Source organism: Mycobacterium sp. SMC-2, from assembly GCF_025263485.1.
In the GTDB taxonomy this organism is placed as follows: Bacteria; Actinomycetota; Actinomycetes; order Mycobacteriales; family Mycobacteriaceae; genus Mycobacterium.
The window spans coordinates 2,317,130-2,333,187 of record NZ_CP079863.1; the positions used below are offsets into that span (position 1 = coordinate 2,317,130).

16 protein-coding genes are annotated in these 16,058 nt (G+C 69.5%); 10 read left to right on the forward strand and 6 right to left on the reverse strand.

Annotated elements, in window-relative coordinates; all coding sequences use genetic code 11:
- Positions 1-119: 119 nt before the first annotated feature.
- The 8 genes from ctaD (at position 120) to KXD96_RS11105 (ending at position 8,530) form a co-directional block, all read left to right on the forward strand.
- A complete protein-coding gene (gene ctaD, locus KXD96_RS11070; protein WP_260744593.1) occupies positions 120-1,865 on the forward strand; it encodes a cytochrome c oxidase subunit I in 1,746 nt (581 codons plus the stop codon).
- 24 nt (positions 1,866-1,889) lie between these two features.
- Positions 1,890-3,125, forward strand: coding sequence for a phosphoserine phosphatase SerB (gene serB / locus KXD96_RS11075; protein ID WP_260744594.1), 1,236 nt, complete (start codon positions 1,890-1,892; stop codon positions 3,123-3,125).
- A gap of 45 nt (positions 3,126-3,170) precedes the next feature.
- Positions 3,171-4,013 carry an ABC transporter ATP-binding protein gene (locus KXD96_RS11080; RefSeq protein ID WP_260744595.1) on the forward strand — a complete coding sequence of 281 codons (843 nt, stop codon included), beginning with the start codon at positions 3,171-3,173 and terminating at the stop codon, positions 4,011-4,013.
- Positions 4,010-4,831: an NUDIX domain-containing protein gene (locus tag KXD96_RS11085; protein ID WP_260744596.1), complete on the forward strand. Its 822-nt coding sequence runs from the start codon at positions 4,010-4,012 to the stop codon at positions 4,829-4,831. The genes KXD96_RS11080 and KXD96_RS11085 overlap by 4 nt, the downstream gene beginning before the upstream one ends.
- Positions 4,828-5,592 carry an enoyl-CoA hydratase gene (locus KXD96_RS11090; protein WP_260744597.1) on the forward strand — a complete coding sequence of 255 codons (765 nt, stop codon included), beginning with the start codon at positions 4,828-4,830 and terminating at the stop codon, positions 5,590-5,592. The genes KXD96_RS11085 and KXD96_RS11090 overlap by 4 nt, the downstream gene beginning before the upstream one ends.
- A 10-nt stretch (positions 5,593-5,602) precedes the next feature.
- Complete coding sequence (locus KXD96_RS11095; protein ID WP_260744598.1) at positions 5,603-6,577, forward strand: class I SAM-dependent methyltransferase; 975 nt, start codon at positions 5,603-5,605, stop codon at positions 6,575-6,577.
- Positions 6,578-6,666: 89 nt separating this feature from the next.
- On the forward strand, positions 6,667-7,776 hold the full coding sequence (locus KXD96_RS11100; RefSeq protein ID WP_260745324.1) for a THUMP-like domain-containing protein: 1,110 nt from the start codon (positions 6,667-6,669) through the stop codon (positions 7,774-7,776).
- A gap of 70 nt (positions 7,777-7,846) precedes the next feature.
- Positions 7,847-8,530, forward strand: a complete 684-nt coding sequence (locus tag KXD96_RS11105) for an esterase (RefSeq protein ID WP_260744599.1) — start codon at positions 7,847-7,849, stop codon at positions 8,528-8,530.
- Between the two features lie 3 nt (positions 8,531-8,533).
- Here the strand turns inward: KXD96_RS11105 and KXD96_RS11110 are convergent, their stop codons facing one another.
- The gene (locus KXD96_RS11110) at positions 8,534-8,884 is read right to left on the reverse strand and encodes a hypothetical protein (protein ID WP_260744600.1); all 351 of its coding nucleotides are present in this window, start codon (positions 8,882-8,884) and stop codon (positions 8,534-8,536) included.
- Positions 8,885-8,898: 14 nt separating this feature from the next.
- Positions 8,899-10,158: a PQQ-binding-like beta-propeller repeat protein gene (locus KXD96_RS11115; RefSeq protein ID WP_260745325.1), complete on the reverse strand. Its 1,260-nt coding sequence runs from the start codon at positions 10,156-10,158 to the stop codon at positions 8,899-8,901.
- Between the two features lie 213 nt (positions 10,159-10,371).
- Here KXD96_RS11115 and KXD96_RS11120 point away from each other — a divergent pair, with 213 nt between their 5' ends.
- Both KXD96_RS11120 and KXD96_RS11125 read left to right on the forward strand, forming a co-directional pair.
- Positions 10,372-11,109 carry an acyltransferase gene (locus KXD96_RS11120; RefSeq protein WP_260744601.1) on the forward strand — a complete coding sequence of 246 codons (738 nt, stop codon included), beginning with the start codon at positions 10,372-10,374 and terminating at the stop codon, positions 11,107-11,109.
- Positions 11,106-11,474: a hypothetical protein gene (locus KXD96_RS11125; protein WP_260744602.1), complete on the forward strand. Its 369-nt coding sequence runs from the start codon at positions 11,106-11,108 to the stop codon at positions 11,472-11,474. The genes KXD96_RS11120 and KXD96_RS11125 overlap by 4 nt, the downstream gene beginning before the upstream one ends.
- A gap of 6 nt (positions 11,475-11,480) precedes the next feature.
- Here KXD96_RS11125 and KXD96_RS11130 read toward each other — a convergent pair whose 3' ends face one another.
- The 4 genes from KXD96_RS11130 to KXD96_RS11145 form a co-directional block, all read right to left on the reverse strand.
- Positions 11,481-12,029 (reverse strand): DUF4333 domain-containing protein, encoded by a 549-nt coding sequence (locus KXD96_RS11130; RefSeq protein ID WP_260744603.1) that lies wholly within the window; start codon positions 12,027-12,029, stop codon positions 11,481-11,483.
- Between the two features lie 77 nt (positions 12,030-12,106).
- Positions 12,107-13,435, reverse strand: a complete 1,329-nt coding sequence (locus KXD96_RS11135) for a deoxyribodipyrimidine photo-lyase (RefSeq protein WP_260744604.1) — start codon at positions 13,433-13,435, stop codon at positions 12,107-12,109.
- Positions 13,436-13,450: 15 nt separating this feature from the next.
- Positions 13,451-13,930 carry a TspO/MBR family protein gene (locus KXD96_RS11140; RefSeq protein ID WP_260744605.1) on the reverse strand — a complete coding sequence of 160 codons (480 nt, stop codon included), beginning with the start codon at positions 13,928-13,930 and terminating at the stop codon, positions 13,451-13,453.
- Positions 13,927-16,023, reverse strand: coding sequence for an MMPL family transporter (locus KXD96_RS11145; RefSeq protein WP_260744606.1), 2,097 nt, complete (start codon positions 16,021-16,023; stop codon positions 13,927-13,929). Before KXD96_RS11145 ends, KXD96_RS11140 begins: the two co-directional genes overlap by 4 nt.
- Between the last annotated feature and the right edge of the window lie 35 nt (positions 16,024-16,058).

Below are 16,058 nucleotides of genomic sequence, written 5' to 3' on the forward strand. Positions count from 1 at the left end.
GCCGCGGCGCCGAGCCAATTACGACAGTTTGTAGGACCACTCCTGACGTCGGCCTCATCGGCGGTTAAGATTCGTGTCAGCTCTGTTTTGGGCCCCTGTCCTACTGTTTGGAGAAGCTGTTGACAGCCGAAGCGCCCCCGTTGGGAGAACTCGAGGCCGTTCGCCCGTACCCGGACCGGACCGGCCCCAAAGGGAACCTCGTCTACAAACTGATCACCACGACCGATCACAAGATGATCGGCGTCATGTACACCGTCACCTGCTTCGTCTTCTTTTTCATCGGCGGGCTGATGGCGCTGCTGATGCGCACCGAACTGGCCGCACCCGGGCTGCAGTTCCTGTCGAATGAGCAGTTCAACCAGCTGTTCACCATGCACGGCACGATCATGCTGCTGCTGTATGCGACCCCGGTGGTGTTCGGCTTCGCCAACCTGGTGCTGCCGCTGCAGATCGGCGCCCCCGACGTGGCGTTTCCGCGGTTGAACGCGTTCTCGTACTGGCTGTTCCTGTTCGGCGGCCTGATCGCGGCGGCCGGCTTCATCGTCCCGGGCGGGGCCGCGGACTTCGGCTGGACGGCCTACACGCCGCTGTCCGACGCCGTCCACTCACCCGGCGCCGGGGGAGACCTGTGGATCACCGGCCTGATCGTCGCCGGTCTGGGCACCATCCTGGGTGCGGTCAACATGATCACCACCGTGGTGTGCATGCGCGCCCCCGGGATGACGATGTTCCGGATGCCGATCTTCACCTGGAACATCCTGGTGACGTCGATCCTGATCTTGATCGTGTTCCCGATCCTGACCGCCGCGCTGTTCGGGCTGGCCGCCGATCGACATCTAGGGGCCCACGTCTACGACGCGGCCAACGGCGGGGTCCTGCTGTGGCAGCACCTGTTCTGGTTCTTCGGCCACCCCGAGGTCTACATCATCGCGCTGCCGTTCTTCGGGATCGTCAGCGAGATCATCCCGGTGTTCTCTCGCAAGCCGATCTTCGGCTACACCACGCTGGTTTACGCGACGCTGTCGATCGCAGCGCTGTCGGTTGCGGTGTGGGCGCACCACATGTTCGCCACCGGAGCCGTTCTGCTGCCGTTCTTTTCGTTCATGACCTATCTGATCGCCGTCCCGACCGGAATCAAGTTCTTCAACTGGATCGGCACGATGTGGAAGGGCCAGTTGACGTTCGAGACGCCGATGCTGTTTTCGTTCGGCTTCATGGTGACGTTCCTGTTGGGTGGTCTCACCGGCGTCATGCTGGCCAGCCCACCGCTGGACTTCCACGTCACCGATAGCTACTTCGTCGTCGCGCACTTCCACTACGTGCTGTTCGGCACCATCGTTTTCTCCACCTTCGCCGGTATCTACTTCTGGTTCCCGAAGGTGACCGGGCGCCTGCTTGACGAGCGGCTGGGCAAGCTGCACTTCTGGTTGACGTTCATCGGCTTCCACACCACGTTCCTTGTGCAGCACTGGCTGGGTGATATGGGTATGCCGCGCCGCTACGCCGACTACCTGCCCACCGACGGCTTCCAGGGCCTGAACGTGGTCTCCACGGTCGGCGCCTTCATCCTGGGCGCGTCGATGTTCCCGTTCGTCTGGAACGTCTTCAAGAGCTGGCGCTACGGCGAGGTCGTGACCGTCGACGACCCGTGGGGCTACGGCAACTCGCTGGAGTGGGCGACCAGCTGCCCGCCGCCGCGGCACAACTTCACCGAGTTGCCCCGGATCCGTTCGGAGCGACCGGCTTTCGAGCTGCACTACCCGCACATGGTGGAGCGGCTGCGCGCCGAGGCGCACGTGGGCCGGGCTCATGGGCCGTCGGACAAGGACGTCACCAGGCTGGACGACGTCAACGTTCGCAGCTGATGGCCCGATAGGCGGCTATCGCCAGTGAGCACACCGAAGGTGTCGGTGCTGATCACCGTCACTGGAGTGGACCAACCGGGCGTGACGTCGGCCCTTTTCGAGGCACTTTCCCGGCACGGCGTCGAGCTGCTCAACGTCGAACAGGTGGTGATACGGCACCGCCTGACGCTCGGCGTTCTGGTGCGCTGTCCGGCGGACGTCGCCGACGGCCCCGAGCTGCGCCATGACGTCGAAACGGCGATCCGCGGGGTGGGCCTCGACGTCAGCATCGAGCGCAGCGAGGACGTGCCGATCATTCCGGATCCCTCGACCCACACCATCTTCGTGCTGGGCAGGCCCATCACCGCCGGCGCGTTCGGCGCGGTGGCCCGGGCGGTGGCCGGCCTGGGGGTCAACATCGACCTCATCCGCGGTGTCTCCGACTACCCGGTCACCGGCCTGGAGCTGCGGGTCTCCGTGCCGCCGGGATCGGACGCCGCGCTGCGGACCGCCCTGAACCACGTGTCTTCCGAGGAGCGCGTCGACGTGGCGGTCGAGGACTACACCCTGGAGCGGCGGGCTAAACGGCTGATCGTGTTCGACGTGGACTCGACGCTGGTGCAGGGCGAGGTCATCGAGATGCTGGCCGCCCGTGCCGGTGCCGAGGGGCAGGTCGCCGCCATCACCGAGGCCGCCATGCGGGGCGAGCTGGACTTCGCGCAGTCGCTCGAACAGCGGGTGGCCACCCTGGCGGGCCTGCCCGCGACCGTGGTCGACGAGGTCGCCGAGCAGCTGGAGCTGATGCCGGGCGCCCGGACCACCCTGCGGACGTTGCGGCGCTTGGGTTTTCACTGCGGCGTGGTCTCCGGCGGTTTCCGGGGGATCATCGAGCCGTTGGCCGAGGAACTGATGCTGGACTACGTCGCCGCCAATGAGCTGGAGATCGTCGACGGCAAACTCACCGGGCGGGTGGTCGGACCGATCGTCGACCGGGCCGGCAAGGCCGCGGCGCTGCGCGACTTCGCCGAGCGGGCCGGGGTGCCGATGGCGCAGACCGTCGCCGTCGGCGATGGCGCCAACGACATCGACATGCTGGCCGCGGCGGGGCTGGGCGTGGCGTTCAACGCCAAGCCGGCGCTGCGTGAGGTGGCCGACGCGTCGCTGAGCCACCCGTACCTGGACACCGTGCTGTTTTTGCTGGGCGTGACGCGCGGCGAAATCGAGGCGGCCGACGCGGTGGACGGTGAGGTCCGCCGGGTGGAGATCCCGCCCGAGTCGTAGCGACCCGGCAGGTATCGGGCCGCCCCGGTACGGCACGATGGGCGGGTGCCCGAGAACGGTGGCGAGGCGGCCGACCCCGATCTGCTGATCGACTTCAGGAATGTGTCGCTGCGGCGCGGCGGTCGCGTGCTCGTCGGGCCCGTAAATTGGGCGGTCGAACTCGACGAGCGCTGGGTCATCGTCGGCCCGAACGGCGCCGGCAAGACGTCGCTGCTGCGGATTGCGGCGGCGGCCGAGCACCCCTCGTCGGGGGTGGCCTTCGTGCTCGGCGAGCGGCTGGGCCGAGTGGACGTTTCGGAGTTGCGCTCCCGGATCGGGCTGAGCTCTTCGGCCCTGGCGCAGCGGGTGCCCACCGACGAGGTGGTGCGCGACCTAGTCGTCTCGGCCGGCTACGCGGTGCTGGGCCGCTGGCGGGAGCGCTACGAGGACGTCGACTACCGCCGGGCCATCGACATGCTGGAGAGCCTCGGCGCCGAGCACCTAGCGGACCGTAGCTACGGGACGTTGTCGGAGGGTGAGCGCAAGCGGGTGTTGATCGCCCGCGCGCTGATGACGGATCCGGAGCTGTTGCTGCTCGACGAGCCCGCCGCCGGGCTGGACCTCGGCGGGCGCGAGGAGCTGGTGGCGCGGCTGGCCGACCTGGCGGCCGACCCCGACGCCCCCGCGCTGGTGCTGGTCACCCACCACGTCGAGGAGATCCCGCCCGGCTTCAGCCACTGCATGCTGCTGTCCGAAGGGAAGGTGGTGGCCGCGGGGTTGCTGACCGACGTGCTCACCGCCGAGAACCTGTCCACCGCCTTCGGCCAGTCGATCGCCCTCGACGTCGTCGACGGGCGCTATTTCGCCCGCCGCGTCCGCACCCGCGCAGCCCACCGGAGGCAGCTATGACGTCACCCACCGAACAGCCGCCGCTGGTCCCAAGGCCCGCGGCGACCGTGATGCTGATCCGCGACGAGCCCGGCGGCATCGCGGTCTTCCTGATGCGCCGGCACGCCAAGATGGAGTTCGCCGCGGGGACGATGGTATTTCCCGGCGGTGGGGTCGACGACCGGGACCGCAACGCCGACATCGCATGGGCCGGCCCGCCGGCGCAGTGGTGGGCCGAGCGCTTCGGCATCGAACCCGACCTCGCCGAGGCGCTGGTGTGCGCCGCCGCCCGTGAGACGTTCGAGGAATCGGGGGTGCTGTTCGCGGGGCCCGCCGGCGACCCGGAGGGCATCGTCGGCGACGCCTCGGTGTACGCCGACGCCCGCCGCGCGCTGGCCGACGGCACATTGTCGTTCGCGGACTTCCTGCGCCGCGAGAACCTGGAGCTGCGCGCCGACCTGCTCCGGCCGTGGGCCAACTGGGTCACCCCCGAAGCCGAGCGCACCCGCCGCTATGACACCTATTTCTTTGTGGGCGCCCTGCCGGAGGGGCAGCGGGCCGACGGCGAGAACACCGAATCCGACCGCGCCGGCTGGACGACACCGCAGGCCGCCATCGACGACTTCTCCGCCGGCCGGTGTTTCCTGCTGCCGCCGACCTGGACCCAGCTGGATTCGCTGGCCGGACGGACCGTCGCGGACGTGCTGGCCGTCGAGCGTCAGATCGTGCCCGTGCAGCCGCACCTGGAGATCCAGGGCGACAACTGGGTGTTCGAGTTCTTCGACTCCGACCGCTACCACCGGGCGCGCGAGGCCGGCGGGATGGGGTGGCGGCATTGAGCGAGTTCGTCAGCACGGTGGTCAGCGACGGCTCGCGGGACCCCGGCCTGGCCATGCTGTTGCTCTCGCGGCCGCCGACCAACGCGATGACCCGCCAGGTCTACCGGGAGATCGTCGCCGCGGCCGGCGAGCTGGGGGAGCGTGACGACGTGGCCGCGGTCATCCTATTCGGTGGCCATGAGATCTTCTCGGCCGGCGACGACATGCCCGAGCTGCGGACGCTGAGCGCGCCGGAGGCCGAGACGGCGGCCAGCGCGCGGCAGCGGGCCATCGCCGCCGTGGCGGGCATCCCCAAGCCGACCGTGGCGGCGATCACCGGCTATGCGCTGGGCGCCGGGCTGACGCTGGCGCTGGCCGCCGACTGGCGCGTCAGCGGCGACAACGTGAAGTTCGGCGCGACCGAGATCCTGGCCGGTCTGATACCCGGCGGTGACGGCATGGCCCGCCTGACCCGCGCGGCCGGGGCGAGCAGGGCCAAGGAGCTGGTGTTCAGCGGCCGGTTCTTCGACGCCGAGGAGGCACTGGCGCTGGGCCTGATCGACGAGATGGTGGGCCCCGACGACGTCTACGACGCCGCCGCGGGGTGGGCGCGCCGCTTCCTCGACGGCCCGCGACAAGCGCTGGCCGCCGCTAAGGCGGGCATCAACGACGTGTTCGAGCTGGGCCCGGCCGACCGCGACGCCGCCGAGCGGCGCCGCTACGTCGACGTGTTCTCCGCTGGTCAGAGCGGCGAAGGCGAATCGGAATCCTGCGCCCGTTAGGCTGCCCTTCATGACGACGAGTTCGACCGATGCCGTTCCCAACCCGCATGCCACGGCCGAGCAGGTGGAGGCCGCCCGGCACGACAGCAAGCTGGCCCAGGTCCTCTACCACGACTGGGAGGCCGAGTCGTATGACGACAAGTGGTCGATCTCGTACGACCAGCGCTGCGTGGACTATGCCCGGGATTGCTTCGACGCCATCGTGCCCGACGGGGTGCTTCGCGAACTGCCCTACGACCGGGCCCTCGAATTGGGCTGCGGCACCGGGTTTTTCCTGCTGAACCTGATCCAGTCCGGGGTGGCCCGGCGCGGATCGGTCACCGACCTGTCGCCCGGCATGGTCAAGGTTGCCACCCGCAACGGGCAGTCGCTGGGGCTGGACATCGACGGCCGGGTCGCCGACGCCGAGGGAATCCCCTACGAGGACAACACCTTCGACCTGGTCGTCGGGCACGCCGTGCTCCACCACATCCCCGACGTCGAGCTGGCGCTGCGCGAGGTCGTCCGGGTGCTGCGACCGGGCGGCCGGTTCGTCTTCGCCGGCGAGCCGACCACAGTCGGGGACACCTACGCCCGCACGTTGTCCACCTTGACCTGGCGCATCGCGACCAACGTCACCAAGTTGCCCGGTCTGGAGGGCTGGCGACGACCACAGGCCGAACTCGACGAGTCCTCCCGCGCCGCCGCGCTGGAGGCCCTCGTCGACCTGCACACCTTCACCCCGGGCGACCTGGAGCGGATGGCCGGCAAGGCTGGTGCGGCCGAAGTGCAAACGGCCACAGTGGAATTCACCGCCGCGATGCTGGGCTGGCCGCTGCGCACCTTCGAATGCGCGGTGCCGCCCGGGCGGCTCGGCTGGGGCTGGGCGAAGTTCGCGTTCAACAGCTGGAAGACGCTCAGCTGGCTGGACGCCAACGTCCTGCGGCACGTGGCGCCGAAGGGCTGGTTCTACAACGTGATGATCACCGGGGTCAAACCCTCCTGAGCCCCGGCCTCACCTTCGGCGCCGAGGACGTCCGTTATCTGCGGTCGGATTCCGGTGCCGCTGCGCTGGCGGCGGTCGCCGAACTCGACCTGACCGACGCCACCCGGGTCGCCGATGTCGCCACGGCGCGTGCCCGGTTCGGGGACCGCGCGGCGGTGCTGGTGGAGACCACGTTGCTGCGCCGGCGGGCCGCCGAGAAATTGAGCGGGCTGAGCGCCGAGATCCCCGTCTCGGACTGGTTGTTCACCGACGAGGCGCTGCAGCAAGCCACCGCGGCCCCGGTGGCTCTGCACCGCGCCGGGCGGCTCGCGCAGGCGGGAGTCGTGGTGCACGACGTGACCTGTTCGATCGGCACCGAGTTGGCCGCGCTGCGGGCCACCGGGGTTCGAGCGGTCGGCAGCGACCTCGATCCCGTGCGGCTGGCGATGGCCCGGCACAACCTGGGGGAGGCCGTCCTGCTCTGCCGTGCCGACGCGCTCGCCCCGGTGACCCGCGACGCCGCGGTCCTCGCGGACCCGGCGCGGCGTCTCGGCGCGCGGCGCCGCTTCCGCATCGAGGATTACCGGCCGGGCCTGGGCGCCCTGATCGACACCTACCGGCACCGCGACCTCGTCGTAAAGTGTGCCCCCGGAATAGATTTCGACGACGTGGGCCGACTCGGTTTCGATGGCGAGATCGAGGTGACGTCCTATCGCGGCTCGGTGCGGGAGGCGTGCCTGTGGCCGGCCGGGCTCGCGCAGCGCGGCGTCCGCCGGCGGGCCAGCATCCTCGATCACGGCGAGCAGATCACCGACGGCGATCCGGACGACTGCCCGGTGCGGCCGGCCGGGCGGTGGATCGTCGACCCCGACGGCGCGGTGGTCCGCGCCGGGCTGGTGCGCCACTACGGCGCGCGGCACGGGCTGTGGCAGCTCGACCCTGACATCGCCTACCTGTCGGGGGATCGGCTGCCGCCGGCGGTCCGGGGCTTCGAGGTGCTCGAGCAGCTGGCCTTCGATGAGCGACGGCTCCGCCAGGCGCTGACGGCGCTGGACTGCGGAACGCTGGAGTTCCTGGTTCGCGGTGTGCGGGTGGACCCGGACGCGCTGCGGCGGCGGATGCGGCCGCGCGGCAGCCGGCCCCTGTCGGTGGTCATCACCCGCATCGGCTCGCGGGCCGCCGGGCGCGCGATGGCGTTCGTCTGCCGTCCGTCGCGGTAGCGCCGGTAGGCTGGTGCGGTCGCTCTGCCAGGCGCCCAGCCCACGCCTACCCCGCAAGGACAATAGAAGAATGCGTTATCTGATCGCGGCCGTGGTGCTCGCATCGGTGGCCCTGTTGGGCTGGCCGGCGGGCGCCGCCCCACCGTCGTGTGCGAGCTTGGGCGGCACCATCGAGGCCGGCCAGATCTGTCGCGTGCGCGCCACCGGCCCCACCTACACGCTCGACCTGGCGTTTCCCGCCGACTATCCCGACGAGCAAGCGCTGAGCGACTACATCACGCAGAACCGGGACGGTTTCGTCAACGTCGCACAGAGTTCCGGGCCGCGCGATCAGCCCTATCAATTGGAGGCGACCACCGAGCAACGCAGCTCCGGTCAGCCGCCGCGCAACACCCGCAGCGTGGTGCTCAAATTCTTCCAGGACCTCGGCGGAGCGCACCCCTCGATTTGGTACAAGGCGTTCAACTACAACCTCGGGACGAAGCAGCCCATCACCTTCGACAGTCTGTTTGCCCCGGGGACCGCGCCGCTGGACGGCATCTTCCCGATCGTGCAGCGCGACCTGGAACGCCAAACCCCTTTGGGCGCAGCGATTTTGCCCTCGACGGGGCACGACCCGACGCACTATCAGAACTTCGCCATCACCGACGACCAGCTGATCTTCTACTTCGCGCCCGGTGAACTGCTGCCGGCGTTTGCCGGGCCGGCCCAGGCCCAGGTGCCCCGCAACGCCATTCCGCCGCTGGCGATCTGACGCCTAAACGGGACCGGCCTGCAACTCCATCGCCGCGGCGGCCACCGCCAGCCCGACCTGTGCCACACAACCGATGATCGGGACGAAGAACGCCCGCCTGCGCCGGCTCAGGAGATACACGGCCACCACCACGTCGAGGAGCAAGACGGCGCCGCCGCCCCACGTCGCCAACGTCATGGCCCGGTCGAACCAGGCGGGGTCGCCGCACTTCACCGAGCCGCACGGGTCGGTGGCCATGACGAGCAGGCCGAGCAAGCCGAACGTCGCGCCGAACAGGCAGCCGTGCAAGATCAGCAGGATAAGGGTCGCGGCGAGGTCGGCCGGCCGGGCTCGAGGCGTCTCGTCGGTGGGCACCCAGCGATTATCGGTCAGGCCGGCGCGAAGCCGTACACTTGGCCGTCGCTGGTCGCGGCCACCACGCGGCGATCGGTGCCGACCGAGACCCCGACGGGATGGCCGGTGGCCGCCGGAAGCGGGTAACTGCCCTGCGTGTGACCGTTGCCGGGGTCGAAGACCAGCAGCGACATACCGGGCGCGCCGTTCGCGGCGGGGCCGCTGATCACCGTGTAGCCCACGCCGGCACCGGCCAGGCTGGAAGACGACAGGGGGACGACGTCGTCGCGGCGCCACGCCTGATCGGCGTGATCGCCCGCGTCCTTGAACGCCACCAGCCGGGTGTCGGGGCCGCCGCCGGACACGATGAGGCCCTCGGGCGTGACCGCCGGCGACGTCTGCGCCAGGAACCCCAACGGCATGGACCACTTCACTTTCCCGTCGGTGGCGTGCAATGCCCACAGTCGTTGGTCGCGGCCGTTGACGTAGACGGTCGACCCGTCGGCGGATAGCACCGGGCTGGCGATGACACCGGCGCCGACGGCGTCGCTGGCCCACTCGCGGGACAGCAGCGGCGTCTGTCCGGGGTGATACTTCAGCCCAACCAGCCCCGCGGCCGGGGCGCCCGGCTGCCAGACACCGAGCACCGCCATCCGGCTGGCCGCCGAGAAGGCGGGCGCGGCGGCCACCGGGCAGCCCTGCCGGGCCGGCCCGCAATCGGCCAACCCGCGCGTCGCATCGGTGGGATCGACACCCTCCACCAGATCCATCGGGCTGCCGACCACCGCGCCGCGGTGTGCCTGGAAAACCAGCACCTGCCCCAGGTGTGTCGCGACCAGCAGCTGCCCGCTCCCGAGAAACCTTGGCGTTCCGGGCATTCCGATCACCGGCTGCCGCCATCGCGTCCACTGCGTCACCGGGAAGGAGAGGAACGCGCCGGGCTCACCGACGTAGAGGTTGTCGAACCCGTCGAAGAGCGGGCCCGCAAACCCGCCACCCTGGGACAGCCGCACACACCAGCGCTGCCGGCCGTTGTGGTCGTTCTCCCATTCCATCAGCGAGCATCCGGCCGGGGTCTGCGCGTTGAGGCCCAGATAGCCGCGCGCGGTCAGTGCCGGGGCCGCCCCCAAGGTTCCCTTGACCGAGCGCGTCCAACGCAACGACAGCTTGGTGGCGCCGTTGGTTGCGGTGTAGCTGCTGTTGGCGGCGTCGCCGTATTGCGCCGGCCAGCCGGCGGCGGCTGACGCCTCCACCCACGAGTCGGTGTTGGCGCACCCGCCGAGCCCCGCCGCCATCCCGGCCGCCAGCAGCGCCGATGACCAGCGCCGAAGCCCGCGCGGGAGATGTCGGTCAAGCACCTCGATTCCCAGATCCTTCCCAGGGCGTTCGGCAGGAGCGGCCAGTGAGTACAGGTGAGGGTAACCCGCGGCGAGTCGGCTCCTGCGGATTGCCCGCCTCGTTGGCCCGCCGTTCCGGCGCGCATCGTCGGCGAGTTAGGCTGTCCGGCCATGACGAGCATGTGGGGCGCGCCGGTCCATCGCCGTTGGCGTGGATCGAACCTGCGGGACCCGCGTCAGGCCAAGTTCCTCACGCTGGCCTCGCTGAAATGGGTGCTGCGCAACCGCGCGTACACCCCGTGGTACCTGGTGCGCTATTGGCGGCTGCTGAAGTTCAAGCTGGCCAACCCGCACATCATCACCCGCGGGATGGTGTTTTTGGGCAAGGACGTGGAGATTCACGCGACGCCCGAACTGGCGCAGCTGGAAATCGGCCGGTGGGTGCACATCGGCGACAAGAACACCATTCGCGCGCACGAGGGTTCGCTGCGGTTCGGCGACAAGGTGGTTCTGGGCCGCGACAACGTCATCAACGCCTACCTCGACATCGAGCTCGGCGATTCGGTGCTGATGGCCGACTGGTGCTACGTCTGCGACTTCGACCACCGCATGGACAACATCCACATGCCGATCAAGGACCAGGGCATCGTCAAGTCCCCGGTGCGGATCGGGCCCGACACCTGGGTGGGGGTGAAGGTGACGGTGCTGCGCGGCACGGCCGTCGGCCGCGGCTGCGTGCTGGGGTCGCACGCGGTAGTCCGCGGTGTGATCCCCGATTACTCGATCGCCGTCGGTGCGCCGGCCAAGGTGGTCAAGAACCGCCAGCTCGCCTGGGAGAGTTCGGCCGCCCAGCGGGCGGAACTGGCGGCCGCCCTGGCCGACATCGAACGCAAGAAGGCCGCCCGTTGACCGCTGGCGGGTGGGGGCCCGCGGCGCGGGATGCCACGACGGCGCGCCCCCGCTGGGACGTGCCGCTGTCCATCGTCTTGGTGGTGTTCGCCGTGTTGGGCTGGGTCGCGGCCACCGGCATCGAAATCCTAATGCTGGCCTTCACCGACTACTGCCCCCCGGAGCGATGCAGCGTGGAGCGGGCCGTCAACGCGGTCACCGTCTCGGTGTTGGCGGCGGGCGCGTTCACCGTCGTCGGGGCGGTGTGCACGATCGTGCGGATGGCTCGTCGGCGCCTCGGGTGGCCGTATGCGGCCACGACGTTGGCGGCGTCGGTCGTGGCGGAAGTTCTCGGTATCGGCGGCTACATTGCCGCGGTCAGCTAGTGACCGCTAGCTCGGTTCGGGGTGGTCGTCGACCTTGAAGTCGAAGTTGACGTCGCCGGCGTCGACGTTGGTGACGGTCACCGCTATGCCGTACTTGTCGCTGCCGTCCACCAGTTGGCACCGTAGCGTCGCGCCCTGAACGCCCTTCAGGTTGTCGGGGCAGGTCACCGAGTCCGGTTGTCTGCCCACCTGCTGGGCCAGCTTGCTGCTGATGATGCTGGCGACCTGGTTCTTGTCGACCGTCTCCACCATGTCGAACTTGACGTCTTTGCCGTTCACGCTCGTCACGGTCACGTTGACATTGAACGTCTGGTTTTTGACCTTCATCTCGCAATTGAGTTGCGCCCCAACCTTGGCGGGCAGGTCGCTGGGGCAGTTCACCGAATCGGGCTTGTTGCCGGCGGCGTCGGTCATCTTCGAGGTGATCTGGCCGGCGACATCGCTCTTGCTGACCGAGTGCGACGAGCCGATCGAACATGAACAGGCGTTCACGCCGGCCAGCAATCCCGCGGCGGCACCGGAGGCCAGCAATGTCCGAACGAGGAAGTGTGTCATTGGAGCCTCCCGGCGGCTTGACAACTGTGAGTCGGCTGATAATCGCATGCCAAACAGCTTGGGGTGGTAGAAATCGCTCAGATGCTCTGGTATCGCCGCAGCGCTTCGGCGCGCTCGGCAGCGTGGTCGACGATCGGGGTTGGGTAGCCGGCCGGCCGTTCACCCTTGCGCAGGTGCGGATCGTCGACCGAGCGCAGCTCGGGCACCCACCGCCGGATGTAGTCCCCGGACGGGTCGAACTTTTCGCCCTGGGTGGTCGGGTTGAACACCCGAAAGTACGGCGCGGCGTCGGTACCGCAGCCCGCGCACCACTGCCAGCCGTGCTGGTTGTTCGCGATGTCGCCGTCGACCAGTTGGTCCAGGAACCACGCGGCGCCCCACTGCCAGGGCAGGTGCAGGTCTTTGACCAAGAACGATGCGACGATCATCCGCACCCGGTTGTGCATGAAGCCGGTCTCGCGCAGTTGGCGCATGCCGGCGTCGACCATCGGGAAGCCGGTTTCGCCGGCTTTCCAGGACTCGAAGCGGCGTTTCGCGTCGGCACCGCTGTCGGTGCGGATGCCGTCGAACTGGCTGTTCCAGTTGCGCCAGGCGCTGGCCGGTCGGTGATGCAGCACATCGGCGTAGAAGTCGCGAAACGCCAACTCGCGCAGGTAGGCCTGCGCCCCGCGTTGATGCAGATCCAGGTCGGCGACCATGCTGCGCGGATGGATGCAGCCGAACTTGAGGTGCGCCGACATCCGGCTGGTGCCGTGCAGGTCGGGCCGGTCGCGTTCCTCGTCGTAACGCTGTAATCCGTTGGCGACGAACGACTTCCACCGCTTGCGGGCCGCCGCCTCACCGGCCACGACGTCGAGCGCGGCCCCGGGATCGGGAATCTCGGCCGGCTCGATCGGCAGCTGCGCCGGATCGAGCCAGTGCGCGGACCCGGCGCGCGATTTGACCGGAGCCCGCCAGCCGGCCTCGCGCCATTGGCGCAGAAACGGCGTGAACACCTGGTAGGGGGACCCGTCCTTTTTGACGACCCGGCCCGGCGAGACCAGGTACGGCGATCCCGTGGCCACCAGGGGGACGGAACCCAATGCGGCACGGACCCGTTCGTCACGGCGCTTGCCGTACGGCGCGAAATCCTCGGAGACGTGCACCGCCGACGCGCCAACCTCCTTGGCGATGCGCGGGATCAGCAGGTCGGGCTGCCCACGGGCCACCAGTAGCCGGCCAGCCAGGTCCTCGCGCAGCCGTCGCAGCGAATCGCCCAGGAACTGAAGCCGGCGCGGACCGGAGGAAGCCTCGAGCTTCGGATCGAGCACGAAACAGGCGAGTACTTCCCCGTCGCCGGCCGCGGCATTCAGCGCCGGATGGTCGCCCAACCGCAAGTCGCGACGAAACCATAAGAGCGACGGCATGATCCGACGGTTTCCTCAGCGGTTGAGCCGCCACACATGGGTGGCCAGGACCGTTGCGAAGGAACACCACAGCGGATATGCCGACAGAGCCAGTCCGGCCCGCGGATCGGCCTGGGCCGCCCGACGCGCGAGGTCGGCGCTGCTGACCGTCAGCGCGGCGGCACCGACCGCCGACGCGCCGAGCTTGTGGAAACGGAAGAACAGCCAACTCCATGCGGCGTTGAGCACAAGGTTGAACCCGAGCGCCGCGGCGTAGCGGCGCGCCTTGTCCGGTTGTCCCGCCTCCCGGAACCGGTCGATGGCCACCGCGGACGTGACCGCGATGTCGCCGTAGAGCGTGGTCCATGCCACCGGGAAGGCGGCGCTGGGCGGCTGGTACGGCGGCTTGCGCAGCCGCGCATACCAGCCGGACACGCTGTCGGCGCTGGCGAAGCTTCCGGTTCCGGCGGCGACGGCGGCGGCGAGGCTGGTCGCGGCCAGCGTGAACCTGTTCATGGGGTGCTCCGTTCGTGTTGAGCTTCGAATTGTGCTGCAACGGATTCGGGGGCCTTCGGCGCGGCGGGCCACCAGATGCGGTCGCCGAGAAGCGCGAACAACGCCGGGATGACCAGTGTGCGGACCACGAAGGTGTCCAGCAGGATGCCCAGGCCGACGATGATGCCCAGCTGGGTCAGCACGATCAGCGGCAACACGCCCAGCACGCAGAAGACAGCGGCCAAAACGATTCCCGCACTGGTGATGACGCCGCCGGTGGCCGACACCGCGGCGACCATGCCCGCGCGTGACCCGCGCCGGGTGGACTCCTCGCGGGCACGGGTGACCAGAAAGATCGTGTAGTCCACGCCGAGGGCGGCCAGGAACAGGAAGGCGAAGAGCGGGGTGCTGTTGTCCAGCGCCGGGAAGCCGAACACATGGCCGCTGGCCCAGCCGCCCATGCCCAGCGCGGCCAGTGCTCCGAGGATCGTTGCCGCCAGCAGTGTGGGCGGCGCGAGTGCGGAGCGCAGCAAGACGTAGAGGACGACCAGGATGACTGCAAGAATCGCCGGGATCAGCAGATGCCGGTCGTGGGTGGCCGCGTTGCGGACGTCGAGCGCCTGCGCATCCGCCCCACCGACGAGCGCCGAGGAGCTGGCCGACGTCGTCGTATCACGCAGCGCCGCAACGATGGCGAAAGCCCGATCGGAAGACGGCGGGGCATCGATCACTACCGACCACCTCGTCAACGCCGACGGCGAGCGGCCCGACTCGGTCGCCGATACCACCCCCGGGGTAGCCCTGATGGCTTGCGGCACCGTCGAAGCGGCGGGGGCGACGACCAGTGTGGGATTGGCCAGGCCGGCCGGAAAATGCGCTGCCACAATGTCGTAACCTTTGACCGAATCCGCGTGGACGCGGAACTGCTCGGTCTGCGACAAACCGATGCGCGTGCCCAGCAGGCCGGTGGCAAGCACCGCCAGCGTCGCGACAGCGACAGCCGCGACCAGTGCCGGACGCCGGTTCACCCATTCGCCGATGCGTTGCCAGGCACCGGAATCCACGCTGGGGCTGTCTTCGGGGTGGGGGACGAAGGGCCAGAACAATCGCCGGCCGCACAGCGCCAGCAGCGGGGGAAGTATCACCAGGGCCGACACCGCGGCGACCACCAGTCCGCACGCGGCCAGCGCGCCCAGACTGCGCGTGCTCGGGGTCGAGGCGAAGAGCAAGGTGAGCAACGCCAGCACCACGGTGGCATTGCTGGCGACGATCGCCGGACCGGCCATCCGCACCGCACGGCGCAACGCGTCCCGATGCTCGCGATGACGCCGAAGCTCCTGCCGGTATCGGGAAATCAGCAGCAGCGCGTAGTTGGTGCCCGCGCCGAAGACCAGCACGCTGGTGATCCCGGACGTGCCGCCGTCGAAGCTCAACCCGGTCAGCGTCGCCACCGCGGTACCCACCGCGGCGGCGACCCGATCGGCGAACCCGACCACCAGCAGCGGCACCAGCCACAGCACCGGGGAGCGGTAGGTGGCGATCAGCAGCAGCGCCACCACCGATGCCGTCACCGCGAGCAGGGTGACGTTCGCATCGGTGAACGCGCCGGCGATGTCCGCCCCGAACGCCGGGCCGCCGGTGACGTGCACCCGCAGCTTCGCCGGCAGACCGGTGGAGGCGGCTTTGCGCAGGCCGGCGACCGCGTCGGTCAGGGCAAGCCCGGACAGGTCGGCGCTGACCGACACCACCGATATGGCCGCCTTGCCGTCGGCCGACACCTGCGCCGGCGCGCCTGCGGCCCCACCCGGCTGGGCGGCGGCCCGCGTGCGGTCGCCGGCCGCCTGCGCGGCGGCGACATCGGCGGGACCCAGCGCAGCGCCGTCGGTGCGGCTGACCACCACGATCAGCGGCACGCGGTCCCCGCCGGGGAATTGGCGTGCCAAGGCGTCGACCCTGGCCGAATCCGACCCGGTCGGCACCGACAGCGGCGCCTGTCCGGCGGCCGCGTTGGGGCCCACCGCCGCCACGAAAACGGCGCCGAGCAGGATGGCACCCAGGGCGAACAACCACGAGCGCCGACCCGTCACGGCCGCGGCCACCCCGTCCCACACCACGATGTCAAGTCTTTCAATGTGTTAAACATTAATCA